The organism is Vibrio sp. YT-17, assembly GCF_033337375.1.
GTDB lineage: Bacteria > Pseudomonadota > Gammaproteobacteria > Enterobacterales > Vibrionaceae > Vibrio > Vibrio alginolyticus.
Genome location: NZ_JAWOQP010000006.1, coordinates 1 through 26,540 on the forward strand (window position 1 = coordinate 1; position 26,540 = coordinate 26,540).

Genomic DNA, 26,540 nt, shown 5'->3' on the forward strand with positions numbered 1-26,540 from the left:
TTAACATGAGTAGTTTTACAGGCAAAGCCGAAACGGATGATAACCACCTACTGAAGTAGGTGGTTTAGGGCTGAAAATAAAAAGCGCCTTTCGGCGCTATTAATTATACATCCCTTACCCAAACGTCTTTGACGTCTTTCTTAAGAAGGTCAATCACACTCTGGTGAATAAAAACTAATCCAAAGTCTTCTTCTAGTTTAAATATTAATCGTTCTTCTAAGGGAATATTTTCTAATTTAGAGAAATCAAACTCCGTTGACTCGATGTCTAACCAGTTTAACTTGCCGTATTGTTTTTCTTTGTCCGTCAATTTATAAGTTTGATGGATGTAAGGCATTCGATAATCTTCGTAAACTTTAATTTGATCATCTGTTGGTTGGCCTGGAGAACAATCGACACGAGCGTCTAACCATTCTACTCCGTGTACGACCAGTTTCTCCACTTTTGACGCAATATCGCTGATGATAAATAACTTTGGAGAAAAGGTCATTTCAAGCAGTAAATCAGGCTCAACTGGCACTATTGGCTTAGGGCTTTGCTGGAATGGGAAGTCAGTCAAAGATTGTTTAGATAAAACTATGTAGTTAGTCATTATTATATTTACCTACTTACACTAGACTCGGGGCGTCTCTTCGGATGTATCAAATGAAAAGGCAACGATACTAGTGTTTATTTTACCCTCCTCATCTAAACGGACAAGCGCTTCAAACAACTCGATTGAGAAGAACGTTTTTGTCATTCCGACAGGTTTAAAAACATGCCTCTTGCTATCCGGAAGTTCCTTGATCTTTTCATCAGATAAGTAAAAACGAGTAGTTACGTCAGTCACTTTTATGCTTTTATCATAATCAACGACATCTACTAAGTTATCTACTGCTATTATGTAGCGCTCAGTTAACACTCCGTCTCCGGAACAGGTTAATTTTGCGGGATAAACTTCAACACCGTATGGGTCGAAACTCATAATTAGTTCAGCAATAGGCTTAGTGACATTAAAAGCGCCACCTTTGATTAAATCTAATGCTTCAATTTCATAGATATCATCATCTTTCCACACAATCTCACTTTTACAAGAAGTAGGAGTGAAATCATTATCATCATAGAAAGACGACCGAATATCAACGGAAGTAAATAATGATTCACCCTCGTTAAAGTCCTCATTTAAGTATGTTATTTGCATTTTAAACGTAGAAAGCTCCTAATTTCATTACGTAAACAAGGTTGACAACCAGTACAAACACGATCAGTTATACTAGATACTAAAAAATCGATCAAAACATAAAATTTATTTTTAAATAGATCTTCATATAAGTCTTTAGAAAAAAACATGCCCTTCTTCATTTGTAAAAAACGAACTTTCATCTCGTAATATTGGTTCCAACTTATAATAACCAGACAAAAAATAATCTGTCTTAAAATAACGGATTGATATAACACCCTCAGTTAAATTAAGAGCATCAATATAACGTATTTTCCTTTTAACATAATCACTTATAAAAATACTTAATCCGTATGTTTGGGATATATCCGGCTCAACTTTAACAAGTCGGATTTTATAATTATACAAGCTAACTAGGTCATCAATTTTATGCTCTGTATAATTCATGACATTTCCCATTCAACTGACCAATCGGAAGCCTTTTGATACTTTGCATATGAAAAACTCTTAACAGAGTTGATTTTCTCTATAATTGATTTATGAAAAAAAACAACGATAGAACCATAAGAGGGTTTGAATACCAACCTTTCCTCGACGGGTATTTCTGATAATAGATCAAAGTTAAACCCCTTAACTTCATTCTCTATATCGATAATATTATAACAATGAAGATAAACAAACTCTTTCTCTTTGATCTTAGCAGGAACAAGTGAGTTTTTGTATAGCATTAATTCTGATAATACTGCAAGAAAATCCAGGTCAAACAATATCTCAGTGTTGACAGAAACATCAAACGGAGCATCGATAGCGCTGAAATTCTTTAAGCTAATACACTCAAAGTTAACATGCATGGTTGTAGATATCGCTTTATCCATTAACAAACTAAATCCACGTTCATCTTCCATGTTTACTACAAAATTCACCTTTGTGTAGTCATTTGATAACACATAATATTCTTCACTAATTGGTATCACACCATGCTTCTTAAACAAATAATAAAAAGAAGGCTAAGCGTTCAGCTTGCGTTTCCTCTTACAAAATACTCAACACATTACATAAATTGAAGTTACGTGCTCAAAAAAGCGCCTTTCGGCGCTTATTATACATCCCTAACCCAAACGTCCTTGACGTCTTTTTTAAGAAGGTCAATCACACTTTTGTGAATGAAAACTAAGCCAAAATCTTCTTCTAGTTTAAATATCAATCGTTCTTCTAAGGGGATATTTTCTAATTTAGAGAAATCAAACTCTGTTGACTCGATATCTAACCAGTTCAACTTGCCATATTGTTTTTCTTTATCCGTCAATTTATAAGTTTGATGTATGTAAGGCATACGATAATCTTCGTAAACTTTAATTTCATCATCAGATGGCTGGCTTGGAGAACAATCCACGCGAGCGTCTAACCACTCTACTCCGTGTACGACCAGTTTCTCTACTTTTGACGCAATATCACTGATGATAAATAGCTTCGGAGAAAAAGTCATTTCCAAAAGCAGATCAGGCTCTACTGGCACTATTGGTTTAGGGGTTTGCTGGAATGGGAAGTTAGTTAAGTTTTGCTTTGTTAAAATAATATAGTCTTCTTTCATTATTTTCCCCTAAAATTTAGGTGCACGCATAGATGTATTCTTCTTCATTTTCCTAACTAGAGAAAATCTTGAATCATTACTAATCAAATCATAGATTTCTGGAGCGAAAAATACTGCAGTATCAGCTCCTTTAGCCCTATAAACCACCCGTTTATGGAAGGGGATCTTTAAAATTTTCTCTGGGCTTAGAAACAATCGGTGGACGATCAGGTCCCCATTGTTTGGTGATACTTCTACAACACTTCGTTCAAAGTCGACAACGTCTTGAATGTTATTCAGAGCTAGTATATATCGATCGGTGATGACTCCATCTTTAGTCGATAGTGATGCTGGATAAAACTCTACACCATAAGGATCAAAGCTCATTACAAGATCTGCAAATTCTTTAGTAACACATATGTCACCATTGTCCGAAATGGGGTGAACCATGGAGGAAGTTACATTTTATCCTCCCATCTTATTGGACTCTCCGAACTCGTTGGGTGAAAATTATTTGTACTATATAGAAATTCACGATCATCCACACATTGGAATACCGTTGAACTTCTCATATAGTCCTCAGAGATTACCGAAAACTCCATCTTATACCTCTTTATTGTTTGGTAATTATCTTGCTTTGCTCTCTTACACTCATAAGGCGATATTACTAGTGAAGGAATTAAAAACACATCAATAATCTTCTGTAGGAGCAAACCTTTTTACAAGCGGAATTGGCTGATTAGGATATGTTAATACGTTGGATGGAACCGAATAAGAAAATTCATCCGGAAAATCATAAAGTGGTGTTTCAACAATTTCTCTAGCAAAGTAATAATCGCTCATTTACAACTTCTGACGTTCTTATTTTATTCTTGTTCTTTAATTCAACAGGCATCAGCGGTGCTTCAATCGTAGTATTAAAGAAAAAGCGCCATGAGACGCTTTTCAATGCTGGCAGTCTAATAACGGCCATATGGAGCTGTGGTATCATACCATACATCGACACATCCAGCTGACTTCAAGTCTTTAACGAAGTTCTCACTAATATATAATTCATTATTCTCGTTAAAAACAAAAGCATATTTTTCTTCTACTTCTAAATCTGTCAGGGTTGGGAATTGTAAAAGTTCAATTGTTTTATAATCATCAAACTGTCTATCATAATCGTCGGGATTACTACCAAAATCAAAATGACTATCCCAAGTATCTTTTCCTTCTAACCAAAATTCATTTAACTTTTCTAAAATTTCTTCCCAAATTACGAATCGGATAGTATTGTCAAAAATAATAAACAAGTCAGGGTTAGAAAAAACCATACCTGGTCTTTTTTCTGGTAGAATATTGCTTAAATTTTCTTTAATAAACTTAATATACATATTACTTTAGGATTGTTATTTACATAAAAGTCATTTAAATTTAATTTCATCTATCTAAAGTCTGAATAGCCGTCTGCCGGTATAAATTCCACACCGACTAGCTTAGAATTTTTTATTTTTTCAACTAAACTTTTATGGAAAAAAACACACTTCAACCAACCAGGATCTATCACTATCTGTCTTCTATCTACTGGTATAGTCTGAATTAGTTTTTCATCTAATATAAGATTAAGAATACCACTAATCATCTCATCACCATTAGAATCCTTTCGGTACCTCTTGATCTTACTTTCAGATCTATCAATCAACTTAATCTCGTTGACAACTTGTAGCATAAGAAAATCATGTTCGCCTTTATCATGAAGTTTAATATCGACCCAATTAACCCCAAAAATGTTATTAAAATCTAATTTCGAAAATTCATTTTTCTTAATCGAGAAATTTGGCATTTCAAGTATATCTGGGATTTCATAATCATCTTGTGGAAGAAATTCGACTATCAAGGGAACAGGTGCTTTAGGGTAAGTAAAACTCGTTAAGGGCACGGAATCGATGTATTCATCTGGAAAACAATAAATTGGGGAATTGACACACTCTCTTGCAAAAAAATATTCACTCATTTTCCAACCTCAAGTTTTCTAGGTTTCATAGTCTTACCTTTTACATTCTTTATATTGTGTTTTTCTTCCGGTAGCTTGGAAGATCTACTTGGGCATGCGCTTCTTGATTTATTCTTGCTTTCTATATTACTCTCGCCTGCACAACCTATGTCACTTGCCGGAGAGTAATCATGACCAAAAGTCGAAATTGTATATAAAAAGCTATCTAAACACACTAAAACGTCTTCAGAGACGTCGTCTAAATCAGACTGAAAGTGCCTTTTATTCCCTGATTTGCAATAATAGCCTCTTCTTGCACTTTCTTTTACACCTTTAATATCTCGATTAACTGACTTTATATACTTTATATCATCCAGCCGCAACTTAGATGCTACGGGGTCAGGAACCTTTGTTACCGGAATTGATGTAAGTTCACCACTTTCAAGATCTGAACTTGTTTCCCAAAACTGTTCTTGCTCGGTCTTGAAGTCCAAACCTCCACCATGGCCAGACTTATGGACGTGTGTATTGACTTGACAAGCGATATCCGTTTTGGAAGGGAACATTACCCCATTTTTCCAGGTGTTTATATCATACTCATATGCTTCTCTGTATTTTTTCCACTCTGGAGTATCTAAGTTTTTAGTTGTTATGATGTGGTGAGCCTGAAGTCCGAACTGTCCGTCATCCCCCTTCAAACGTCCATCCGCCCATAAATGTTCATTGAAGCCCGACTTATAGTGCTTAGATTTAATTGCTTTTGCTAAAGCAGGCCCTGAACCTTTTATAAGACTATGTGTTTTTGCAGTTGAGTTTTTAGCCATGATGGTATTGACCTCTAATAAGCATCACATTTTTCTGGTTTTTTCTTACAAACGGGACAGACAAAATCTTTTTTATCTTTGTCCTCATTTGCCTTCGCAGAACTCTTTCCTGACTGTGCAGACTCGCCAGTATTATGTTTTACTTTTGCTGGGTAAGTTTTCTCACTCTTACCTAAAATTCGAGCAAAAAGGTCATCAAACTCGCCCATCGCTTCTTTAAGCTTATCCGGTACCATCTTATCGATGATTTTTACCTCATCCGCTAATTTCAAGAAATACGTACCGAGCTCATCTGCACCCATTCTGTTTGCGTATGAAGCCAACTCAGTTGCCACTTCAATGCAAGGTTTTAGAACATCGCTAACAATCTGGCTGGTCTGTTTTGCATAATCCATCCAATCTAACGTGCGTAGGAATTTTTCTGGATCGCCTTTACCCATGCCTCTTAAAACAGCAAGCAAAGTATCTTTTGATGTTCCTTTACCGCCTTTTAACGCAACTTTACAAGTGCCTTTGACTGCACTACCAAATGTCGGGACACAACCGATAAGCGTTAATGAAAGAGCTAGCCAGTTTTCCGACTTTTCACGTTCTTCCTCATTCAACAACGTCATAATGTTCGCTGATAAATCGCGGACATCGGCTGCTTGATCGACAACAGGGATCATGGTCAGGGCCGTATTGGCAATGATCTGTTCTACGGAGGCATCATCGTTAAAGTCACCAAGAATGACGCCCCAAACCCAGCTTGCAGCACCAGACATTCTCTTCCACGCATTCTCCCAGAAACCGACTTCTCCACGCTTAGCTTCTTCAATAATTAGCTGCGCGTTCGCACTCGGATTAAAGTTGGGATTGGTCTCGGTTGGGACATTTGGCATAAAATCGCGGCTGTCCTCGCCGTACTCTATAGCAAACTCCCCCGGAGCAACGCCACCAACAGATGCTTTACCGTTGTTGTCTAGTGTTCCTTCAAACACCGCGCCAGATTGATCTGTGAGAGTGTATGTTGCGCCTTGAACGGGTTCACCATCTGAGTATGAGAGATACAAATCAACCGTATACGTCCCTTCCTGCTCTTCAGTCACAGAAACCGATGGGTTTTGTGCGCCACCCAAACACATAGTGTTGGCTTTGTTCATGGTCATTTGATCGGACAGGCGACATACGCCCTTGCCTTCAAACTTAACCGTTGGTGAGGCTGAAATGAATTTTGCTTCAGCTTCTATCGTGCCAGAGGAAACGCCTTTTCTGTCACCGCCCGCATCGCCGGTACTTTTTGAGAACGTACTGCCCTTGATAGCGACACTGTTACCGCCATCCATAGAGACTGTCGTAGTCCCACCAGCAAGGTCTGCTGATTTAGCATTGTTGCCATAAGGGATAGGGACGACTGGCTTGCCGACCTTAGTTAAACAAACATCTGGGAGCGTTGCATTCGCTTCACCCCCTGAGCCTTTATGAACTATCGAAAGTCCATTCGCACCAACTGTTACGCCCATAACCAATCCATTTGAATTTTATTGATTGAATGATAAAAGAGATCGCAAACTGCAATCTCTCTAAATAACTAGTGAATTTCACTAAAAGACCAGTGATATTCACAATAAGCCCTAAAACTGGCAGAAGATCTCATTTTAGATCTCTGGTTATCTATACATTTCAAGCAGTTGCTGAAATTTTAAGTCTATGACGATGTAGGTTGCCGCATACATAAGCGCAAACGTCATCGCACTAAGACTTAAGATCAGCTTGGGTGAAATTACCCTTTTTAACGGCTTCTTTAGGTATTTAGCTTTAAGGTTGATTAAAGAAACTTTTTCTTGTTCTGCTAGGCGGTCATCTCGCACTAATCGATAAATGGTGCTGCCAATTTCCGCTAACTTTTCGTTACCACGCTCTTCACGGCCGTACTTGCCTTGGAAACCAAGTTGAAGCAATAAATAGAGAAACTCTATAACGTGACGATATTTGCGAGGGTCGGCTTTTAAGCGGTCGAGAATAACGAAGAACTTATCACCACCAGACGTTTCATTATGGAATTCAGACAGTAAGCTGTTCTGGCTCCAGTGACTATTTGCCCCCCATTCTTGCCGACAAACAGATTCATCAATCGCCGCACACAAGCAGTAACGAATTACAAGAACCGAAGCACGATCGAGCTCCATTTCATTAAGTTTTCGTTCGCCTTTTCGAATCTCACGTGCCACTTGTTCACGAAATGGCATCGGGTCATCAAGCCAAGGGATCGAAGACATACAAGACAGACTGGCGATCAACCATGAGAACTGGTCCACTAGCGGGTTAATACCCATGTTGTCGATAGATAGATCTTGTACTGCGATGTTTCTCGACAAGTCAGGCGCTGGCATTACCTCCATTGGTTTGCCAGGCTCTGGTTGGAATAAGACTACGGTGACGTCGGTTTCTGCGTAACTCATAGACGAACGGCCCAAAGTTGCAATGATAAGTTAGCGAAATCGCCCGCAACGTGAATCGCAATCGCAGCAGTATTCTTCAATGCCATCCACTCTTCGCCCGTTTTATCGAGCTCGAAATAGGTGTAGCCAGCGTGATACGGCAGCGCGCGTGGCACTACTGGCATTGGTTTAATCTCAATCCCAGGCAGTTGAAGGTTAATCAAGTCACGTATGTTATCGATAGAACCGATCTTCGTTTGGCTGACAAACTGGATATGCAGGACATCCAAGGTCACGTCGGCTTTAACTGCGAGGATAAAGGTTGTCGTATCAATGATCTTATTGTCAGGGATTGCTGCCGTTCTGATGCCATAGTTCTGATCTTTTAAGGTCAGTGGAATTGCTCTTTGCTCAGACATCACGCTCAATGTCATTTTTGCACTGTCTAGGACACGAGAAAGACAGCTAGTAAGATCACCATGATTGTACTTCGTAAACTCAATAGGTCGGCGTGTCGTTGAGCACAGCGTCGAAAGCTCACCCTCTGCCTGAAGAAGAATTCGATACAAAGACTCAGGATGCACAGCTTCTGTGCTTGCGAAATGCCAAAACAAGGGTTCGTATCGGTTGAGCGCTTGCAATAGCATAAAGTCAGAAACCGATGATACGCCTTGTTGATCCACCACCCCTAATCGCTGAACTATCGATTCCGCGCGATGCTTCAACATAGAAGCAAACTCGGTCGCAAATTTACTCAGTACTGTCGACGCATGAATATCGATACAGGTAGGAATGAAACTATCATCTAAGATCACGCTGCCATCAGGCTTCACTTCTGAGATCTTTAAGATCGGAATAGACGTGTAAGCACTCTTATCTTCATGATCGTACATTAAGCAAAAGTTAAGCTTACCGACGACGATATTTGCCATGTCTTCCGAATCATAACAAGCGTCAACCGCTTCTTGAGATTCCATCGTATAGCGCGCACCGTCTTTTTTGGTACCAAATAACTCAGAGCGTTCCGATGGTAACGGACAGCACAAATAAACGACTTTATCGGCAATCGAAGGATCTACATCTTTCACTTCAGGCAACTCGGCAAGCAACGGAAGCTCAAATGGTGTCCGGTCTTGTAAAATACCTTCAGCACGAGTAATACCGATTTTACCCAGTGCTAGTAACTGAGAGTTGATTTCTAAACGTTTAATTCCCCAATGCAAAGGCGATGCATTGGCACTCAGTAGGCTCGATAGTTTACTTTGCGAACGATCGAGTTGTTGAAAATGCTGCGGCTTCATGAACATTCCATCTTGCCAAACAACTGGATTGTATAAAGACATGTTTCTATCCCTTAAAAGTAAACCTGTTCAATGCCGCGAGTGTTATCAGAAATTAACTCACTGCCCTCTAACTTGAGCTTGATGTAGTACTCGCTCTTCTCTTCAATAACTTCCACTTTTCGCCATGACGAACCATCAATATCACGAAAAGCCACTGAAAAACCGACGGCACGAGTGTCAGGGTCTAGCGTTAGCATTTCATGAACTTTTCCACCTGGCTGTATTTGATATTCGTAACGTTTGATGTACTCATCACCCAACGACGCTTTATCGCTCTCAAACAAGGCAAAGAAATCTAAGCTTCGGAACAATACTGGCGAACTTAATTCGTGAAGACGGAGAATAACTGGAGATGACTGGCCCCCATTTCTCACATTGAGTACAGGTGATGCCTCAATAACCAATTCAATCGACGAAGTTTCTGGTGTGATACCTGTGGACTCTTTAAATTGATCCCACATGGAACAACCGGACAACATGGCAAATCCGAGTAATACGGCGATACTACGCATGGTTTCCCTTAATCACTTTGTTATAGTTTTTCTTAATCAGCCCTTTTAAGGATGTTTCATTAAGCAGGCGACGATTATTAGTGTAGAAATCTAGGTATTCGGCCCACAGCTTTGACTTAGTTGAGAACAAAGACTGGCTAGCGACCCTGTTAGCAAATGCTACGGGATCGTTCGTTTCAGACTGTTCTAAAACGAGCTCATTCAGTGCTTTGTTAAACATAACTTGGTGGTCGTTCAGCTCATCGAGCATTTGTTCAACCAGTTCATTTGGAGCCAGTAATTGCTGACTATTCAAAGTGAGCATTAGCTCTGCAATGTTCGAGTTAGCCTCACTCGCACTCTGCTCATCCTTTAACGATTCCACTTCGTGCAACTCTTTCTGTAGGTTATCAATACATAAACGCAAGCAAGTGCCCATTTGCTTGAATAACTGCGCCTCGTTTGTCATCAACTCTGGATTTCGAATACCCAAACCATCAAAAAACGCTTGCGCTATATCTTGAGAGCAAACGGCCGCATCAGTATCGACTTGTGCTTTCGTCGTACTGTTTATCGCGTGCTCTGCCGTAGGTATTTGAAGTTGCTGATTAGTGTTAGGAGAAGGCGTAAAAGATTGGGTCATCTCTTCCCATTTTGACCCTGTGTTAGCCTGCTCTACGACCATCTCAGTAACATTAGGCGTACGATGTTGTCTTTGAATCGTGCTATCTGGGGCTACCGTGCCAGGTTGCATCACCTCAGCTGAGGCAATATCGGCTCTATGTGCCTTACCGCTTTCTGGCGCTAATGCATCATTGACTGATGCGTTACTCTTGGTTTCCGCAGCCATCCAGTCTTCAGGGATTAGGCTTGGCTGATCGAATTCGGAATATATACTGAAACTGTCATCGACCACCTGACGTGTGCTTTCCACGGTTCTAGGTTGTTCAGATTCTGTACGCTCATTATCACGAATTAAGTAATCGTCATCTCGCTGCATCGAAAAGTTAAGGTGAGCAACAGGATCATGACAATCAATGTCATCCTGTTTAGTCTCCATAAACAAATCTTCTAAGGCACCGACTTTTTCTTCCTCTTCGACAACCGCATCTCCTAGACTAACCAGAGGATCGCTAGATACTCGCTCAGGAGCAATATCAGCGGCGATGTCTAGTGTTGAGGTAACGTGCTCAAGAGAAACACCAATCTCATATTGCCCTAAAGAAATGATGTCGCCATCAACTATCGCAACGGGTTGATTTTTTAGTATTTTATTCCCATTTACCATTGTGCCATTAGTTGATACGTCACTTATATAGTAGGTATCTCCATACACGCTGAGCAAACAATGAGTGCCCGATATAAAGCGGTTGTGATCGGCTAAAGACACGCTACAGCTTGGGGAACGACCTATCGAACCACCACTTTCAGGCATTTCAATATGCTTTGCACCGGTGTATTCCTCTGGACACTTTGAGATAAATAAAACTAGCTGATTTGAGTACATTTACGAACCTCAAAAGAGCAAAGAAACTGATAGTTCAAGCCCACCAATTCCATCATTTACAACCGGAAGGATATAAGAGGCCTGCGGGATAATTTGTATATGGGCGTCAGGATTACTGCCTAACTTTATAGCAGTACCAAGGGTCACAACCGCACCTAACTCAAACTGGTCGATGTCTTCAACACTCTCATAACGATAGCCCTCTTGGTCTACTTGCCAGCGATTAGAATATTGCGAGTAACCGACAGACAAGCCCGCACCAACGTATGGCGTGAAAACACTCCAAGAAGTCAACGCATATTGAGGAACAACACGAAGTTCATAGTTCGTCGCTTCTTGATATAAGCCGTTTGCTGGCGCTTCAATATCTTCTGCTAGATAGTTTAGCCCTAACCACCAACGCCAACGGTTATTGTTTTCATCAATAGGACGAGTATGAACCAAGCCGAACCTAAGCGTATCCTGCTCACCACTTTTACCTTCATCGTATTTAATGCTATCGATAGTCAACATACTGGTAGAGAGTCCATATCGCTCCCCTTTTGCCATTGCAACAGAAGAAAATAGACACATGGCTGAAATCAGCCCAATTTGACTTGGTTTTAGCATTTCGTCCCTCTAGGAAAACCGATATTCTACTTAGAGGCGAAAGATATCAATTATATTCTCTTTTTCAATAAGCCTAAAAAAACACCTATAATTTAATACATTTCAACTATCAGGTTGGTTGTTTTACCTACAAACAAAAACTAAAGAACCGACTACAGATTAAGTGACGAGACAGTAAATCTTTCTATTTAAATAGAAGTAGCAGAATTTGATTGCTAATTGAACAAAACGTAATCTCCGATAACAATTTAGTTACTTTTTAATCAACGTTCTCATCTTCATATATAAGTTTCTTCTTATAAATAGACTTAACTATTGATATTAATATTATGAACAAAGATCACACTAAAAGTAATTTAATTTCTTTTAATGAATTTTTATTATCTAATCCGCTTATTTTGTCTATAGAATTGCGACAGATGTGCACTGCTTATAATTTAATATAACAGTAGTGAAATCCTATATAACTTAATACTTCTATATGATCAGTTGGAACTTTCCTTATGTTTTTTACCGACTTCGCTCGAAGACCAATCGATGAAAATAACCCAAGCGGCTCTAATCCTAATGGTTCTGAGGATTTTGACGAAATTAAACGTCAAATAAACAACCTGAATAAAGTCACAGGGAGAGTCTCGTGGAAAACGGTTCAAACACTCTCAAAAAAGATCTTGAGTACCCAAGCGAAAGACCTACGTTGTTGCTGTTACTTTACCGTTGCGTCAACCTATAACGACGGCTTAAGAGGCCTTGTTGAAGGGTTAAACTCAATACTTGATGTGTGTGTCGTATATTGGTTCAACGCGTATCCAGAGCATTCAAAGTCAAAGGCACGAATGAGCGCTATTGAATGGATGGTAGAGCATACTGAAAAACGAATTAATAAGCATCGGGCGTTACCAGAAGAGCTTCCATTGATAGAGGCAGCACATCAATTATGCTTGAGGATTGAGGAAGAGCTTCGTCTTCATTACGGTATTGAAGCGCCGTCATTAGGTCGCATTCGCCGTATTTTGAATCAATGGATTGAGCAGATAAAAGAACAACAAATTGCGGCTGAGTTACGCGAGGAAAAACAAGCCAACACTAGCGCTCCTACAGCAACGCAGAAGGCACCTGAAATTAAAGTGAATGTGTCTCCCTCTCCGGCACCGGTGCCATCACCCAACCTAAATAGCCAAGAGAAAGCATCACCGGCAAAGTCTGGTCGATTTATGATCTACTTCGTTATTGGTTTGATTGTTACTGCGATATGTTCACATTTCATGTACGAGCAACAACGTTATCGAACATTGGAACAAAAAATTAATCAAGCTTCACTTAATGAACTTGTAAATTTGGTCGCCTCGTTAGATTACGAAAATAAAAAATATGCTCAGTCATTGAAAACGCAGGCCATTAATCGTGTCGATATTATGATGAATAACTGGTTTTTAGACTCGGCAAAAGTAAGTAACGTCAGCGAGCTCGATAGCTTGACCAATGAATTAATCGCAATCTATCCGGATTCGTCTTCTGCACAGCAGCTACGTCAAAACTTTTTGACACAGAGCGCCCATTTAGAAGACCAGTTTATGGATGTTTATAAGCGATTCTCAGACGCAAGAACGGTGTTTGCCAACGTAGCTAGACAGAATGTAGATAAGAACTCTGAAAAGGCGTACGAATACAGTAACTCGTTATTCCCGCTTTTAGGTCGTATTGAATACGCTGAAAAGTATTCACAGCAAAAGGAAATTGACCGCGCAACCCTTTTACTGAACATCTACCTATATAAATTGAGTCAGCTACAAGCTGAAAAAACTGACAATAAATAACAATACAATTAAAGAAGTTTTAGGCTTATGTTCAAACAAAAACTGTTTAGAAATCCAGTGGTGATTTCTACTATATTGATGTTTTTAGTGGCTGCAATTATCACCACTATTTATCTGCTTTTTCTTGACGAAATCGATCAACTTTATCTTTGGCTGACTCTTGGTGCTATCGCCATTGTTTACGTCACTTTTCAATTCACATTATGGTTGAAGAAAAAGAACAACGCTAAAGCTCAACATTTGGAAACCGAGGAAGAAGCACTTTCTATGGTTATCCAGCCTCTTCTTGCTAACTCAGGCAAGAAACCAATTTACCTGATGCTTGGCAATAAAGGGTCAGGGCGACGTCAATTTTTATTTAATTCTAGTGCAATCAAACCGATGGATCGCACTAGAACCGCTAAGAATGACTTTTTTGAATGGTACGAATCTGACAGCGCTGTGTACATCAAACCAGACCAACGCTTAGTGTTCCAGGAAGTATCAAGCAGTGATGCTTCTTTATGGAATACGTTCATTGAAGAAGTTATTCATCATCGACCTCGAAAGCCATTTTCTGGGTGTCTATTCTTCACCGATTTCGAGTTCATGATCGTCTCTGAGCCAGAGCAAAAAGAGTACACCATTTCGTCGTTATTGGCGCGCTTGAGTACCATCAACTCTAAAACGTCTTCAGCATTGCCAATCTATTTGATTATGTCAAAGCTAGACAAGTTAGATGGCTTTAAAGAATACATGCACTTTAGCTCTCTCAAGACACGTGTTGAGTTCCTCTCTATCCCACTAAAAGAAGCCAAGGGTGTATTTGCAGAGTACTACCGCGATAGCTATCGAAATCTAGTGAGAGTGCTTGAAAGTAATGCGCTAGATGCATCCGCTAATTCAACGGACATTGATGAGAAACAAGCAATACTCGCTTTCCCTAAGCAGTTTGAGCTATGTCAGTCTGAAGTCAGCTATGTGCTTGAGCGTCTATGTGATGTTAACAACGGTGTCTATTCACTAGACATCCGTGAGATTTTCTTTAGTTCGAGTCTGCAAGGCGGTCGCAAGTACAATTTACTTGCAAAAAGTTGTAGTAATTACTTCAACTTACCTATTATCGCGTCAGAGCATACTCAGTTAACAGAAACGCCTTATTTCTCTCGCTTTCTGATTGATTCACAAATATTGCCGGAAAGCGACTTTGCGGGCGAAAACAAGACGTATCTTCGTCTAATTCAGAGACAAAGCCGTTTGGCAATACTCGGCTCTATTATCCTGCTTACTGGGGGCAGTTACTTCTTTTTCACGACATTAGACAGTAACTTACACGTGATGAATCAACTCTTGAGTATCGATGACAAATCACAAGTGGAGCAAGATGCAAGATTCAATGAGCTTTTAGCGAAGGCGACGAAAGCAATAGAGCCTTCTTATGGGGCGTGGCTTAAAGGTTCTAAGGCTTTGGATGAAGAGATATTACCACTCAACATTAGCCGTTTGGATCAAAGCACTCGCATCGCTTACGAAGCATTACTTAAGGACGTTGCTCAACAGTTGATACCTCTCATTGAGAAAGGTTACCGTCTACAACTGACACAAAATCAAAACACTTTTACACGCGCTTTACCTCTATTGAAGGGGTATCTAATGCTAAACGATCCAACAAAGCGTGATATCCGTTTTTTGCGTCATCAAACTCTCCAAATGATGAACGATTTGAGCAACCAAAGTGACGTCGTCAATCAGGCGATGCGCTATTTGGACGCTTACTTTCGCACACAGTTTGATCCAATTGATATCAATATGGATCTTGTTCGCGCAACACGTCGCTCATTGCTAGCAAATTCGAATGTTGATCTCGTTTATGCAGGCATTTTAAACGAAGCAAATTCGATTGATTTAGGAACCCTAGATCTGCAACGAGCTGTGGGTTTCGAGTTTAGCAATGTGTTCAACACACCAATCGATAGCGAACGCTTGATCGTAGATAAGATCTATACCTCCACTGGTTTTAGCACTTTTTATCGACCACGCGTGGACCTAATGTCACAACAAGTCATCAGTGACAACTGGGTTTTAGGTCTGTCACAACACGTTATTCCTACTAGTGAAGAACAAGAAGCCTTCAAAGAGGAAGTACGTAAAAAATATACTGACGACTACATCAGTAATTGGCGCAATGCGCTGAGTGAACTAAAAGTCCAGAACTATGACAATGTCGGCGATCTAACGAACGCGATAGACTTAATCTCGGGCCCTTCTTCACCAATGACAACCGTACTGAAGCAGGTCTATGCCAACACACAATTTTCACCCGTTGGTGAAAAAAATGCTCTGATTTCAAAGCTAGACCCGAAACTCGTGGCAGCGGCAGACTCCGCATCAGACGCAGTAGAGGAAGTAGTTAAGCCTGATTACTTGTTGATGAAACGTGTTGAACAAGCTTTTCACTTATTAAACCAACTTCAGGTCAGTGAAACACCAAACTCCCCTACTCCTTGGGATGAGACCGTAACAGCGCTAAGCCGTGTTCGCACGTATATGAAAGACATCGCTGATGCACCTGACCCGCAAATGGCGGCGCTAGCGGCAGCTCAGCATCGAATGAACAGCAGTGAAGCTGACCCATTAATAAAACTTAAACAGATTGCCCAAAAATCACCGGAACCCGTTCGTAGCTGGTTGTTAGATGTGGTTCAACAAAGCTGGTCAGTCATGATTAAAGAGTCCGCTAAAGGCATTCAAACCCAATGGTACAGCGAGATTTACACCAAGTTTAAAGAGATAGGGCTAGGACGATACCCATTTGATCTAACAGCGACCGAGGAAATCTCAATTGAAGATTTTGAATTACTGTTTGCTTCCGGTGGTTTGTTAGACACATTTATTCAGAAAAATTTTGCACCGTTCTACGATACCAATTTGTGGACGCCAAAACAGGTGGATGGCGAGACGATGCCAATCTCTCCGGCTCTGTTAGTGCAACTGCGTAACTATAACGTTATTCGAGACACATTAATTAATAAAAGCACTAACCGCGTTCATATTCCGTTTAGTGCAAGAGTACTCGATCTTGATTCTAGTGCGATTAGAGCGAGCTTAAAAATTGCAGATACCAATATAAGTTACTACCACGGTCCAAGCCGCATTCGTGAAATGGCATGGCCACCGCAAAATGGTGACTTCAATATTAGTATCACACTCCAGGATGTAACCGATGAAGGCAGACAGCACGTTTTAAATAAGAGTGGTCAATGGGCGATATACAGATTGCTAGGTGACTCGACCTTGACAAACACTCATAACGGCAGCTTTGTCAGTGACATAAAAGTGTCAGGGAGGGACTTGAGCTTACGCATCACTCCGTTGACACAGAAAAACCCATTCACTCTTGCTGAGCTGTATAACTTTACGCTCCCTGAGTCGATTTAATAACAATATAAAAACAAAATAGGCAGAACACATGATTTCAAACATGACTTTACAAGGTTTAGATAAATTAGATCGAAAAATACTTTCAAGTCTATTGTCGAATGGGCGAGAGTCGATTGCAAATCTATCCCGAAACATTGGTTTGTCTCGAACAGCAGTAGCAGAAAGAATTAATCGTTTAGAAAAGACCGGTATTATCAAAGGCTATACCGCACAGATTCGTGTAGAAAATGAAGGGCGAAAAGCCGCTAGTTATCTACTGATCTCTTGTGAAAAGGGTAAGAAGAATGATGTAACGAATGCACTTAAAGAAATCCCTGAGGTTCGCTTAACGAGCGTTGTTGGTGGCAACTTTGATATTATTGCCCTAATTGAAGCGCCCGACCTGCAGTCTATTCATCATCTTTGTAATGAAATTGAATCATTTAACGGCATTCAAAGGCTTGATACTACCGTTGTACTGCATCAGCCGATCAGTCGTTAAGCTTTTCTGACCTCTTTGAGGAAAACATAAAGGGCCGCTCGTTGAGCGGCTTTCTTATATGCTTCCGATAAGTCGAATTTTGGCGTCTTTATCACCTGGGTTTCCTAGCCAGAACGTTTGACCTAGTTGGTTCCCTTCTCCATTACCCAGTTTGTTTTCTGGAATACTGTCTAGGTTAACTGTCAACTTTAGGTCCCACGACATTGGGTCACGCAGAATAAAGCGCATCAAGCCCACCAGCGTCTTATGTAACTCACCATCGTAGGAAAACTGCTTAAACGTTTCAAAATCAATGTTGTCGATACACAAGTTAAACTTGCCGTTCAAATCCGCAATGCTTTGTCCCAAGTGTAAGCTTTGCCCCAATACACAATTGGAGCGGTTGAGTTTGTTACGCTGGCTTTCAGCGATTTCTACGCGTCTATAAACCCATTCTTCGATTCGCACATTCGGCAGTGAAAAGTAGTGCGAAACAATACCGGAAATAAGCTTAGGTGAACGTGTACGCGTAGATAACTGGTTCACGTAAGACAGAACCTTCGCTCGATCTAACTCCGCGACTTCGCAATCTTGCATAACGCTAGAAAGACCAGCCAAATGCAGTATGCGCCCAGAAAACGCATCGCTTGCCCCGCTTTTGTACTGCACGTGATATCGGTATTTCTTCCAAACACGATACAGTAAGCTTGTATAGCGGTTGTGGAAAAAGTCGAAGAAGTCCTTCACTGGGTTATCATCGGGATCACGACCGACGAGTTTCTCAGTGTAAGACGCAGGTAGGGGCGAGCTTGAACCATGCAAGCCAAGAAAGTTCGTCTCAATACGTGAATATTGCTGTCCGTTTCTTTCCATATGAGTAATAAAGTCCATATCACTCTTTGGAAAGCACAGGTTTGGCGACACGCTGAACTCAATTCGCTCTTTGTGAAAGTATTTGTTCTCGCCCACGGCAACAAAATTTGAGTTTGGCTCCAGCTGGTAGTGTTTCTCTAACAGCAACACCGCTTGGTAGAAACTAAACTCATTCGACTTATCAGAAAGTGTGTTAATCATAGTATCGTCTGCTGCCCGATTAGGCTTGCCCAGTTGTAAACCTCGCCCGTCGCTTCATCGAACACCTCTAGTTCGGTAAAGGAGTTCACACTCGAATACAAACGGATAAATTCATTCAATACCGTGGCCATAAGGAACATATCGCCTTCATTTACGAAGAACTTAGAGTCCGTCACGAGCTTGAACTGGTTACCACGCACAGAAACGCCACGGAACACGCGGTCAATTGGTTTCATCTCTGAAGAAATAATGCCATCAAGTCGATGAATCGACGCGCGGTGGGCTTGTCTATCGACTCGAGAGTGGAAGTCGTAAGTCGAGAGCAACACTTTCAACACATCGATATTGGCCAAAGACAAGTAGTTGAGCGACATGTTGGCAATCAACTGCCATTGAAGTTCACCATTAACCTGAGGACTTACTGACTGTGTTGGCTTAGTAATGTTTTTAAACGTCGCATACGTTGGCGATTTGTGCGTCGCGTAAGTGATGTCTCCTACTGACAGGCGCTCCGCTAAGTCTGCGTTACTGCATTGCAGTTTCATCAATACTGTTTCAGTCCCTAAATCCGCGATGTCGCCATTGTGAGTATGGAATGAGATATAGCGCTCTAACCCTCTTCCGCTTACTCGCTCGCCCACTTTGGATTTGTAGAATTCTCGCTTATCACGCTGGTTGATTTGGTGCTCAAACGATTCAAATTCAATCAGTGGTTTTCGGCGACGCTCGTCTTTACTCCAGCTCTCCACTTGCTCAATGGAATAAACCTCGTAATGCTCCTGAGTGTTACTTTGTGGACGCACCTTGTACTCGTTTCGTCGATGCTCTAAGCGGATTGGATCGCCGTCTTTTTCAAACAAGTTAACCGCAGGTGTGCAGTGCAACCTTAAGTGTTTATCTTTAAGTACCACTTCTGAAGGCAAAGCACGCTTAAAGTGGAATTTGATTTTGACCGTGCTGCGTTGCGGAATGCCTTTTAGCCACTCTAAGCCCTTGATGTCGAAGAACATGAACTTATCTGGCAAAGAGAAGAATTCTTGCAGCAAACGGTAGCCTGCAAAGGAATTTTTGCTGTAAGGCAACAGCGCCTCGTCCTCTTCATGCCCGACTGGCTTAACGTATTCTGGCCCTAAACGATGTTTGTAGCCGCCACCAACATCCAGCTCGACGTGATCTAGATAACGGAACAGCCATAAGAAGACAGTGCGAGTAATATGAATCTCACCATGCAGGTGCAATCGCAGCGTGTCTAAACCTATCCGAGACAGCTCAAGGCCATGCTCCGTCGATAACGTCACATCAATCATCGAGCTGGTGCGGCTGTTAGTTTGTTCGATGTTAGTAATCGTAATTGGGTATAGATTGACGTCATAACAAGTACGGAACAAACACTGCGTGCCTTCTACCTGCTCGCTGGCCATTTCCGCACCACGTTTCACCACGGTTTTCTCAGTAACACTTCCGGTATGCGGTTTTAGTTCGCTAATACACAAAGACGGAATCGAACGCATGTAATGTGGCCACAGCAAAGTCATCAGAGATTGCGTTAGCTCAGGAAGTTCATCGTCAATCTTTTCGCGGATGCGTCCGGTCAAAAAAGCAAAACCCTCCAGCAATCGTTCGACATCTGGATCAAAAGTTCCTTCAGAGAGAAAGTGAGTTAACTTCGGATGATATTTGGCAAACTCACTACCCGACTCGCGTAAATACGTGAGTTCATCTTGAAAGTATTTACTGTTACTCAAGTGGCACCTACTAAACGTTAAATTGGCCGTCGGTTCCCATGTAGACATCGATCGACATTGGGACTTTACCGCCGTTATGGGAAACTTCGCCGCGAATACCAAAGCCGAGTTGTAATGGATTATGGTGATCTTCACGGTAATGAACCTCGACATTAAGCAATCGGGGCTCAAAGCGTTCTATGGTTGACGTAATGTTTTTTTGAATATGGCGAACGAGGTTTGTGTTGTTAGAAAGTACGTCGTTAAAATCTGGCAGACCATACTCATTGTCGATCATTGCGTTGCCGGAATGCGTATTCAACAAGTCAGCGAGATGCGAGTGAATGGATTCAATCAAATGCTTATGAGACACCACTTTCTCGTAGCAGTTTTTTGGTTCTCCTAGCTCGATCCGCTCTAAAAGACGGTAACCTTTTTCCATATGCGGTCCTACGAAAAAAGCAGCCAGTCTTCACTGGCTGCTTGATGGTTTCAGTAATGGGTTATTGGTCTAGCTTACCAACTAGAGACAAGTCGAAGCTTGCGCCCATGTACTTGAAGTGAGGACGTACAGACATCGATACTTTGTACCAACCTGGATCGCCTTCTACGTCTGATACCTCTACCTTCGCAGCGCGAAGTGGACGACGACCACGGACTTCCGCTGGCGGGTTCTCCTGGTCAGAAACGTATTGACGGATCCACTTGTTCAATTCGATTTCTAGGTCAGAACGCTCTTTCCAAGAACCAATTTGCTCACGCTGTAGAACTTTTATGTAGTGCGCTAAACGGTTGATAATGAACATGTAAGGAAGCTGAGTACCTAGCTTGTAGTTCATCTCGGCTTGTTTGCCTTCAGGCGTGTTCGCAAACACTTTTGGTTTTTGAACAGAGTTTGCAGAGAAGAACGCCGCGTTGTCAGAACCTTTACGCATGGTTAGCGCAATGAAACCTTCTTCTGCTAGCTCATACTCACGACGGTCAGAAACCAGGATCTCGGTTGGGATCTTAGTCTCGATTTGACCCATAGCTTCAAAGTTGTAAACCGGTAGATCTTGTACAGTACCACCGCTTTGAGGACCAATAATGTTCGGACACCAACGGTACTTAGCAAATGATTCACTGATCTTGGACGCCATCGCGTACGCTGAGTTGCCCCATAGGTAGTTATCATGGCTGTCTGTCACTTGCTCATCGTAGTCAAACGCCTTGATTGGGTTATCTTCAACAGAGTAAGGCGTACGTAACATAAAGCGAGACGTACATAGACCTAAATAACGTGCATCTTCGTGCTCACGCAGACCACGCCATTTCGCGTACTGTGGACCTTCGAATACAGACTTAAGATCTTTTAGGTTTGGCAGCTCTTCGTAGCTGTCTAGACCAAAGAATTTAGCCGATGCAGACGTGATGAATGGTGCGTGAGACATTGCACCTACGTTCGCCATATATTCCATCAGTTTGATGTCAGGCGACGAAGCAGACATAGCGTAATCACAAATGACGGCGCCAACAGGTTTACCACCGAACTGGCCGTATTCACGTGTGTAGATTTGCTTGTACAGGCCAGACTTCACCACCTCTGGAGCGTCTTCGAAGTCATCAAGAACTTCGTCTTTCTTCGCAGAGATCAGTTCGATTTGAATGTTCTCGCGGAAGTCAGTGTGATCAACCAGGTACTTAAGGCCACGCCACGTTGATTCAATCGCTTGAACTTCTTCGTTATGAAGAATTGCATCAACTTGCTTAGACAATTTTTGGTCGATTTCAGAGATCATCAGATCAACCAGAGATTGGTCGACTTTCTCTGTGTTCGAACTGCTTAGTAGCTCACTGATGAATGCTTCTACGCCGCGTTTTGCAACGTCAAAACCTTCATCACTTGGCTTTAAACGTGTTTCGTTAAGAATGCTATCCAGAAGTGAGCCTGATTCAACTAAGGCTGCTTCTTGTTCTGGCGCTTGTGCTTCTGCAGACATGATATCCCTTACTCTTCTTTCGCGTCTTGGTCGTTGCCAATGCTTAGTTCATCCAACAGTTTCTTTCTCGCTTCTTCATCTTGAAGAACCGATGCGATCTTCTTACGGAACGCAGGAACATTTCCTAGAGGACCTTTCAGTGCAACCAAGGCTTCGCGAAGCTCAAGTAGGCTGTTTAGTTCAGGTACACTTTTCGCGATCGCTTCAGGAGAGAAGTCCTTCATATTTTGGAACGTCAGATCAACACCAATCTGGCCGCCTTCTTCATCAGAAAGACGGTTTTCAACGTTGACTTTAACGTTTGGAGACATGCCCTCTAGCACTTCGTTAAAGTTGTCTTTGTCGATGTTAATTGGAGTACGTTCTTCAATTGGTGTCTCATCTGCACGCGCAGTAAAGTCGCCAACTACCATCATGCTTAGCGGCAGCTCTACGTCTTCTTGCGTATCGCCAGTTGCTGGAACATAACGGATATTAATTCGCTCTTTAGGAGCCACCGAGCCGTCACGTGACATAATTCGTTCCTTATCTAACTCTTTAATTAGTCGTAAATTGCTTTCCACTCTTCATACTTCTCAGGTAGAAGATCCTTGCTTCCAAATAACCGATGGAGTGTTTTTCGAATTAGGTCTTCTAACTGTGACGATAAGTGGGGTTCCCAGCTCGCGAGATTAAACGCTTTTTGTACTTCCCACCCCTTCTCAAGATACGGCAAACACAACGGGTATAATCCAACAGACTGGTAAGCTGCTATCAATTGTAAATACAGCATGAACTGCCCACGTCCCGAGCTATCCAGCTCAAGTTTGCGGGCAAGCTCTGCGGCACATTCCCCTAGATTTTCTAGAGTGATATCCTCCACTGGCAGCGAGTCTTCCTGCGAAATCACAACCGTTTGAACAACGGGTTGAGAAGTCGAAGAAGTAGTATCTTGAGTCGATAACCAGCTCAAGGTCGCTTCATCTGCAAATGGTATAGAATTCTTAAATGAGAGGTGCTCGATGCCCTCTAGTGATTCAACAAAACGCGTCACTTCTTGTTTCACAGCAAGCGCTGCATCATCAAAGCCCAAGTTATTAAGCATCGAATACACGAAGTAATGGCCCGTCAGCCAAAACGGCGCATCCGTTAATGTGCGCTCCAAACGCTTAATGGTGTCGATGTCGCTTTCTTGTTCAGCTTTATCTCGGTATTCCGCTTGTTGATCGGACGACACTGCCAAGCTCAAAGGCGTTTGATTATTTTGGTGGTCGGGTAGACCATCAATGTCATCCCAAGTCAGATGACGATAAATCCGGTAAGCCAGCGGATCACTTGGGTTCGCATGAAGCATGACTTCCGCAACCTTCTTCAAGGTGCGCTTAGAAGCCGTCGGCGAAGAGAAGTCCGTATCGACATCGACTTCTTTTGCTACCGCTTTCTTAACTGGCGCAGGTTTAGGGGCCGGCGGAACCGCCTTCACCGGTGCGGTTTGCACTTCACTCTGCGCTGGCGTTTCTGCGGCGGCAGGCTGCGTAGCTGGTGCAGGCGCCGCTTGTTCGACGTTAACGACTGCTTCATCGCTCTGCTCATCAGCCGCCGCTTGTTGAGATAAAACATTGAGTTGAGTGCGAATCTCAAAGAAATCCGCTTCTGAGTCTTGGTAAACCTCGTCGTACTGGCGCTGCACTTCTTCAATAATCGAAATGCAGTTTGATACCAAATCCCATGACTGAGCACTTTCCGCTAACTTGCTTCTGACCAGTTTAAACTGATGGTTCAACCATTCGACCGCGCCATCTCGACCCCGCTTTCGGGAAGGATACAATTCAACGCCAAAGCGACTTAACGCCTCACTAAGCAGCTTTAGACCTTGTTCAAAGCCTTGCAGACCAAACTCTTCTGTTAGCGCGCGAACGAGGTAACAAATGGCTTTTAAGTCTTTGCTGTGGTGCTCTAGAACTTCGGTCGCGTGCGTTTTTACCACGCTCCAATCTACTGTTTCGCCAAACAAGGAACCGAATTTCTTCACTTCGGACTCCATCATTTCATAGCAAAACTCGTAACGGGCATCGTTTCCCACTGGAGATTCATCAGAAATAGGATTAAGCAGACGATCGATATCAATGTTGGACAAAATTCACGTCTCCTTCAGTCAAGTAATCTCTCAACGCACGCGCTACCGCAATTGCGCCATTTGCTGGCTTAGATAATCGATGGCTCTGATCTATCGCATCCGACGCCATGCTATCTAGAATTTTCGTGATTTCTGTAAATTTACTTGGTGCATTCCGTTCTAAATCGGCAAGGGATTCATGTAGCTTTTGTTTGTCGTAAACGGATTGCTCCATCACGGTGCTAAACAAAATAAATTCGCTTCTTGCGACGATTAAATCCTTTATTTTTTTGTCTAGTTCTGGCGTATTACCGAAGTAGGCTTTGGCTAATTCAGCTTCTTCAATTGCTTTGGTGTAAAAGTGCGCCTCTGCATGTTTATCGATGGAGTCATTAATATTTTCCATCACAGCCTTTGGTAAGACTTGGTTGTAGAAATAGGCTTGTGACTGGTTTAACAACCATGCCTCTTTCATTTCATTTTCTGCGAGCTTAGCTTCACCATCTAAAATTAAGCGAGCAATCTGCTTATCTCGACTGCCAGCTATGGCAGATACTTTCATGGAATCGATAGACGCGACATTTAATCCAGACATCACTTTAGTCAACGCCTCATCCGCATATGGAAACAGGGCACCGTCACGAACAAGGGTTTCTCGCAAGGTGACAAGCTCTTTACGTAATTCGACTAATGCCATTGGTAAGCCATCCGCTAACGATTGATACGACGTTAACTGAGCCTGTTTTTCTTCATATAAATTCGAGAGGCTTAACTGCTGAGCTTGATATGCTGTTCGATAAGCTACTGTCATATCAATACTCTGAGTAGCTTGAGACAATTCTTCTTTGATTTTCCATGGAGGCTGAGCCAAAAAAGAAGCCGTTTCAGAGGGCGTAATAACGTGAGTTACAGTAGTGACACCTCGGGAAAAAATGGCATCCAATTGATCTTTATTCTGTTGATACAAATAACTTCCTGCTGTTGCCAGCACACTCAACACTAAGCTCGCCTCTAATATTTTAAAGCGACCATACGCCGTTTTATCATTTGGCTTACAGTGTGTAAGCAGCAAGTCCGCGTTACGCAAGCTACTGAAAATTGGTGCGTTAGAATTTGAGCTAATTGATTGCGTATCGATTCGCGCTAACTGTTGAGCAAAAGAAATAGCGGTATAGCCATGCCCTCTTGGTTTGTTGATGACTTCTTTCAGCAATTTCCAAATATGAGCCGGGATCAAAGCCGGACGCTTTCGATCTTTTAACTGCTTATTCCAAGCATCACCAAATATTGATCCTAAAAATAGGTGTCCAGCGAGCAAAGCGAGAGAGTAAACATCATCTTGCGGTTCCGCGATGCCAGTTTCTATATAAAGAGGGGAAGCGTAGCTCAAGCTTGCTTCTGCGTAAGGTTCTGTCTCTCCAATGTAACGAGCAGCGCCGAAATCAATGAGCTTAACGTAATCGCCTTCACTCACTAATACGTTAGATGGTTTAATATCAAGATGGCAGATACCTCTTGTATGCATAAACTCTAGAGCGCCAGCGAGTTGATACACCAACCAAGCGATGTGGTCGTGGCGGAAGCCTTTAGAAGAATGACGCTCCATTTTTTCTGCCAGTGATTCACCTTGGATCCACTCGTACATCAAATATGGGCGTTCGAATTCGTTGCCGATTTTTACAAAGTTAGCCACGCTAGGGTGTTGAGAAAGCTCCAGCCTGCTCGCTTCGTTAATCAACATTTTGCTCGCAAATTCTGGCGAGTCATCATTGATAACTTTGCAACAGATTTGCTTCTCTGGCTGCCCTTTTTTTGCAAGATGGTAAACCGTTGTCTTACCATTTTTAGAAGGAAGCTTGTCTAATACATCAAACTGTGAAAAAAGCACGTACTCAAGCTTCGGCTTATTTTTTTCTGCTAGCCTTTGCTCATTCAGTTTCTTTTTCTCAATAGCTTTAACAACCAACTGATCGATATATCCTTTGGCTGTACTCTGATTATTAGACACTTAGTACTCTTTCATAGAATAAATATTATTAGAGTTGAATAATATTTTCTTGAACGTACTTGTAT

25 protein-coding genes and 1 pseudogene are annotated in these 26,540 nt (G+C 41.9%); 3 read left to right on the forward strand and 23 right to left on the reverse strand.

Annotation, left to right across the window (positions count from 1 at the left end):
- Nucleotides 1-103: 103 nt before the first annotated feature.
- The 16 genes and pseudogenes from R7F67_RS07705 to R7F67_RS07780 all read right to left on the reverse strand — a co-directional run bounded on the left by R7F67_RS07705 (nt 104) and on the right by R7F67_RS07780 (nt 11,898).
- Nucleotides 104-592: a hypothetical protein gene (locus tag R7F67_RS07705; protein WP_017633712.1), complete on the reverse strand. Its 489-nt coding sequence runs from the start codon at nt 590-592 to the stop codon at nt 104-106.
- 21 nt (nt 593-613) lie between these two features.
- The gene (locus tag R7F67_RS07710) at nt 614-1,057 is read right to left on the reverse strand and encodes an imm11 family protein (RefSeq protein WP_025998544.1); all 444 of its coding nucleotides are present in this window, start codon (nt 1,055-1,057) and stop codon (nt 614-616) included.
- 258 nt (nt 1,058-1,315) lie between these two features.
- Nucleotides 1,316-1,606 (reverse strand): hypothetical protein, encoded by a 291-nt coding sequence (locus tag R7F67_RS07715; protein ID WP_054576086.1) that lies wholly within the window; start codon nt 1,604-1,606, stop codon nt 1,316-1,318.
- A complete protein-coding gene (locus tag R7F67_RS07720; RefSeq protein WP_225472993.1) occupies nt 1,603-2,133 on the reverse strand; it encodes a hypothetical protein in 531 nt (176 codons plus the stop codon). The genes R7F67_RS07715 and R7F67_RS07720 overlap by 4 nt, the downstream gene beginning before the upstream one ends.
- Nucleotides 2,134-2,258: 125 nt before the next feature.
- A complete protein-coding gene (locus R7F67_RS07725) occupies nt 2,259-2,750 on the reverse strand; it encodes a hypothetical protein (RefSeq protein WP_017635715.1) in 492 nt (163 codons plus the stop codon).
- Nucleotides 2,751-2,759: 9 nt separating this feature from the next.
- A pseudogene (locus tag R7F67_RS25145) lies at nt 2,760-3,331 on the reverse strand (hypothetical protein).
- Nucleotides 3,332-3,419: 88 nt separating this feature from the next.
- Nucleotides 3,420-3,572, reverse strand: coding sequence for a hypothetical protein (locus tag R7F67_RS07735; RefSeq protein ID WP_157632379.1), 153 nt, complete (start codon nt 3,570-3,572; stop codon nt 3,420-3,422).
- A 116-nt stretch (nt 3,573-3,688) separates the two neighbouring features.
- Complete coding sequence (locus R7F67_RS07740; RefSeq protein WP_130546334.1) at nt 3,689-4,105, reverse strand: hypothetical protein; 417 nt, start codon at nt 4,103-4,105, stop codon at nt 3,689-3,691.
- Between the two features lie 50 nt (nt 4,106-4,155).
- The gene (locus R7F67_RS07745) at nt 4,156-4,725 is read right to left on the reverse strand and encodes a hypothetical protein (RefSeq protein WP_053304698.1); all 570 of its coding nucleotides are present in this window, start codon (nt 4,723-4,725) and stop codon (nt 4,156-4,158) included.
- Nucleotides 4,722-5,528 (reverse strand): AHH domain-containing protein, encoded by an 807-nt coding sequence (locus R7F67_RS07750; RefSeq protein ID WP_017633750.1) that lies wholly within the window; start codon nt 5,526-5,528, stop codon nt 4,722-4,724. The genes R7F67_RS07745 and R7F67_RS07750 overlap by 4 nt, the downstream gene beginning before the upstream one ends.
- 14 nt (nt 5,529-5,542) lie before the next feature.
- A complete protein-coding gene (locus tag R7F67_RS07755) occupies nt 5,543-7,030 on the reverse strand; it encodes a PAAR-like domain-containing protein (RefSeq protein WP_017633751.1) in 1,488 nt (495 codons plus the stop codon).
- 147 nt (nt 7,031-7,177) lie between these two features.
- The gene (gene icmH / locus R7F67_RS07760; protein ID WP_005373354.1) at nt 7,178-7,969 is read right to left on the reverse strand and encodes a type IVB secretion system protein IcmH/DotU; all 792 of its coding nucleotides are present in this window, start codon (nt 7,967-7,969) and stop codon (nt 7,178-7,180) included.
- Nucleotides 7,966-9,291 carry a type VI secretion system baseplate subunit TssK gene (gene tssK / locus R7F67_RS07765; protein ID WP_318057134.1) on the reverse strand — a complete coding sequence of 442 codons (1,326 nt, stop codon included), beginning with the start codon at nt 9,289-9,291 and terminating at the stop codon, nt 7,966-7,968. Before tssK ends, icmH begins: the two co-directional genes overlap by 4 nt.
- An 11-nt stretch (nt 9,292-9,302) precedes the next feature.
- Nucleotides 9,303-9,803 (reverse strand): type VI secretion system lipoprotein TssJ, encoded by a 501-nt coding sequence (gene tssJ, locus R7F67_RS07770; protein ID WP_005386118.1) that lies wholly within the window; start codon nt 9,801-9,803, stop codon nt 9,303-9,305.
- On the reverse strand, nt 9,796-11,289 hold the full coding sequence (locus R7F67_RS07775) for a type VI secretion system-associated FHA domain protein (RefSeq protein WP_047101282.1): 1,494 nt from the start codon (nt 11,287-11,289) through the stop codon (nt 9,796-9,798). Before R7F67_RS07775 ends, tssJ begins: the two co-directional genes overlap by 8 nt.
- Before the next feature lie 9 nt (nt 11,290-11,298).
- Nucleotides 11,299-11,898 carry a hypothetical protein gene (locus tag R7F67_RS07780; RefSeq protein WP_017633753.1) on the reverse strand — a complete coding sequence of 200 codons (600 nt, stop codon included), beginning with the start codon at nt 11,896-11,898 and terminating at the stop codon, nt 11,299-11,301.
- Between the two features lie 503 nt (nt 11,899-12,401).
- Here R7F67_RS07780 and R7F67_RS07785 point away from each other — a divergent pair.
- Genes R7F67_RS07785 through R7F67_RS07795 form a run of 3 tightly spaced genes read left to right on the forward strand, consistent with a single transcriptional unit; the run spans nt 12,402 to nt 17,616 of the window.
- On the forward strand, nt 12,402-13,715 hold the full coding sequence (locus R7F67_RS07785; RefSeq protein WP_025767906.1) for a type VI secretion system ImpA family N-terminal domain-containing protein: 1,314 nt from the start codon (nt 12,402-12,404) through the stop codon (nt 13,713-13,715).
- Between the two features lie 27 nt (nt 13,716-13,742).
- Nucleotides 13,743-17,132, forward strand: coding sequence for a type VI secretion system membrane subunit TssM (gene tssM / locus R7F67_RS07790; protein ID WP_025767907.1), 3,390 nt, complete (start codon nt 13,743-13,745; stop codon nt 17,130-17,132).
- 31 nt (nt 17,133-17,163) lie between these two features.
- Complete coding sequence (locus R7F67_RS07795; RefSeq protein ID WP_005373369.1) at nt 17,164-17,616, forward strand: Lrp/AsnC family transcriptional regulator; 453 nt, start codon at nt 17,164-17,166, stop codon at nt 17,614-17,616.
- Nucleotides 17,617-17,670: 54 nt separating this feature from the next.
- Here the strand turns inward: R7F67_RS07795 and tssG are convergent, their stop codons facing one another.
- The 7 genes from tssG to R7F67_RS07830 all read right to left on the reverse strand — a co-directional run bounded on the left by tssG (nt 17,671) and on the right by R7F67_RS07830 (nt 26,475).
- Nucleotides 17,671-18,669: a type VI secretion system baseplate subunit TssG gene (tssG, locus tag R7F67_RS07800; protein ID WP_213897872.1), complete on the reverse strand. Its 999-nt coding sequence runs from the start codon at nt 18,667-18,669 to the stop codon at nt 17,671-17,673.
- Nucleotides 18,666-20,414: a type VI secretion system baseplate subunit TssF gene (tssF, locus tag R7F67_RS07805; RefSeq protein ID WP_017820373.1), complete on the reverse strand. Its 1,749-nt coding sequence runs from the start codon at nt 20,412-20,414 to the stop codon at nt 18,666-18,668. The genes tssG and tssF overlap by 4 nt, the downstream gene beginning before the upstream one ends.
- A gap of 10 nt (nt 20,415-20,424) precedes the next feature.
- Entirely contained in the window at nt 20,425-20,835 is a 411-nt protein-coding gene (gene tssE, locus R7F67_RS07810) for a type VI secretion system baseplate subunit TssE (protein ID WP_005373376.1), read from the reverse strand.
- 61 nt (nt 20,836-20,896) lie between these two features.
- Complete coding sequence (gene tssC / locus R7F67_RS07815) at nt 20,897-22,372, reverse strand: type VI secretion system contractile sheath large subunit (RefSeq protein WP_005373378.1); 1,476 nt, start codon at nt 22,370-22,372, stop codon at nt 20,897-20,899.
- Nucleotides 22,373-22,380: 8 nt separating this feature from the next.
- Complete coding sequence (tssB, locus tag R7F67_RS07820; protein ID WP_005373381.1) at nt 22,381-22,887, reverse strand: type VI secretion system contractile sheath small subunit; 507 nt, start codon at nt 22,885-22,887, stop codon at nt 22,381-22,383.
- Nucleotides 22,888-22,913: 26 nt separating this feature from the next.
- Nucleotides 22,914-24,488, reverse strand: coding sequence for a type VI secretion system protein TssA (tssA, locus tag R7F67_RS07825; RefSeq protein ID WP_318057135.1), 1,575 nt, complete (start codon nt 24,486-24,488; stop codon nt 22,914-22,916).
- Nucleotides 24,475-26,475 (reverse strand): serine/threonine protein kinase, encoded by a 2,001-nt coding sequence (locus R7F67_RS07830; protein WP_318057136.1) that lies wholly within the window; start codon nt 26,473-26,475, stop codon nt 24,475-24,477. The genes tssA and R7F67_RS07830 overlap by 14 nt, the downstream gene beginning before the upstream one ends.
- Between the last annotated feature and the right edge of the window lie 65 nt (nt 26,476-26,540).

Excerpts from the sequence above, each read along its gene's own strand:
- R7F67_RS07705 (WP_017633712.1), bottom strand. The coding sequence starts at position 592 with ATGACTAACTACATAGTTTTATCTAAACAATCTTTGACTGACTTCCCA.
- R7F67_RS07715 (WP_054576086.1), bottom strand. The coding sequence starts at position 1,606 with ATGAATTATACAGAGCATAAAATTGATGACCTAGTTAGCTTGTATAAT.
- R7F67_RS07725 (WP_017635715.1), bottom strand. The coding sequence starts at position 2,750 with ATGAAAGAAGACTATATTATTTTAACAAAGCAAAACTTAACTAACTTC.
- R7F67_RS07735 (WP_157632379.1), bottom strand. The coding sequence starts at position 3,572 with ATGAGCGATTATTACTTTGCTAGAGAAATTGTTGAAACACCACTTTAT.
- R7F67_RS07740 (WP_130546334.1), bottom strand. The coding sequence starts at position 4,105 with ATGTATATTAAGTTTATTAAAGAAAATTTAAGCAATATTCTACCAGAA.
- R7F67_RS07745 (WP_053304698.1), bottom strand. The coding sequence starts at position 4,725 with ATGAGTGAATATTTTTTTGCAAGAGAGTGTGTCAATTCCCCAATTTAT.
- R7F67_RS07750 (WP_017633750.1), bottom strand. The coding sequence starts at position 5,528 with ATGGCTAAAAACTCAACTGCAAAAACACATAGTCTTATAAAAGGTTCA.
- R7F67_RS07755 (WP_017633751.1), bottom strand. The coding sequence starts at position 7,030 with ATGGGCGTAACAGTTGGTGCGAATGGACTTTCGATAGTTCATAAAGGC.
- icmH (WP_005373354.1), bottom strand. The coding sequence starts at position 7,969 with ATGAGTTACGCAGAAACCGACGTCACCGTAGTCTTATTCCAACCAGAG.
- tssK (WP_318057134.1), bottom strand. The coding sequence starts at position 9,291 with ATGTCTTTATACAATCCAGTTGTTTGGCAAGATGGAATGTTCATGAAG.
- tssJ (WP_005386118.1), bottom strand. The coding sequence starts at position 9,803 with ATGCGTAGTATCGCCGTATTACTCGGATTTGCCATGTTGTCCGGTTGT.
- R7F67_RS07775 (WP_047101282.1), bottom strand. The coding sequence starts at position 11,289 with ATGTACTCAAATCAGCTAGTTTTATTTATCTCAAAGTGTCCAGAGGAA.
- R7F67_RS07780 (WP_017633753.1), bottom strand. The coding sequence starts at position 11,898 with ATGCTAAAACCAAGTCAAATTGGGCTGATTTCAGCCATGTGTCTATTT.
- R7F67_RS07785 (WP_025767906.1), top strand. The coding sequence starts at position 12,402 with ATGTTTTTTACCGACTTCGCTCGAAGACCAATCGATGAAAATAACCCA.
- tssM (WP_025767907.1), top strand. The coding sequence starts at position 13,743 with ATGTTCAAACAAAAACTGTTTAGAAATCCAGTGGTGATTTCTACTATA.
- R7F67_RS07795 (WP_005373369.1), top strand. The coding sequence starts at position 17,164 with ATGATTTCAAACATGACTTTACAAGGTTTAGATAAATTAGATCGAAAA.
- tssG (WP_213897872.1), bottom strand. The coding sequence starts at position 18,669 with ATGATTAACACACTTTCTGATAAGTCGAATGAGTTTAGTTTCTACCAA.
- tssE (WP_005373376.1), bottom strand. The coding sequence starts at position 20,835 with ATGGAAAAAGGTTACCGTCTTTTAGAGCGGATCGAGCTAGGAGAACCA.
- tssC (WP_005373378.1), bottom strand. The coding sequence starts at position 22,372 with ATGTCTGCAGAAGCACAAGCGCCAGAACAAGAAGCAGCCTTAGTTGAA.
- tssB (WP_005373381.1), bottom strand. The coding sequence starts at position 22,887 with ATGTCACGTGACGGCTCGGTGGCTCCTAAAGAGCGAATTAATATCCGT.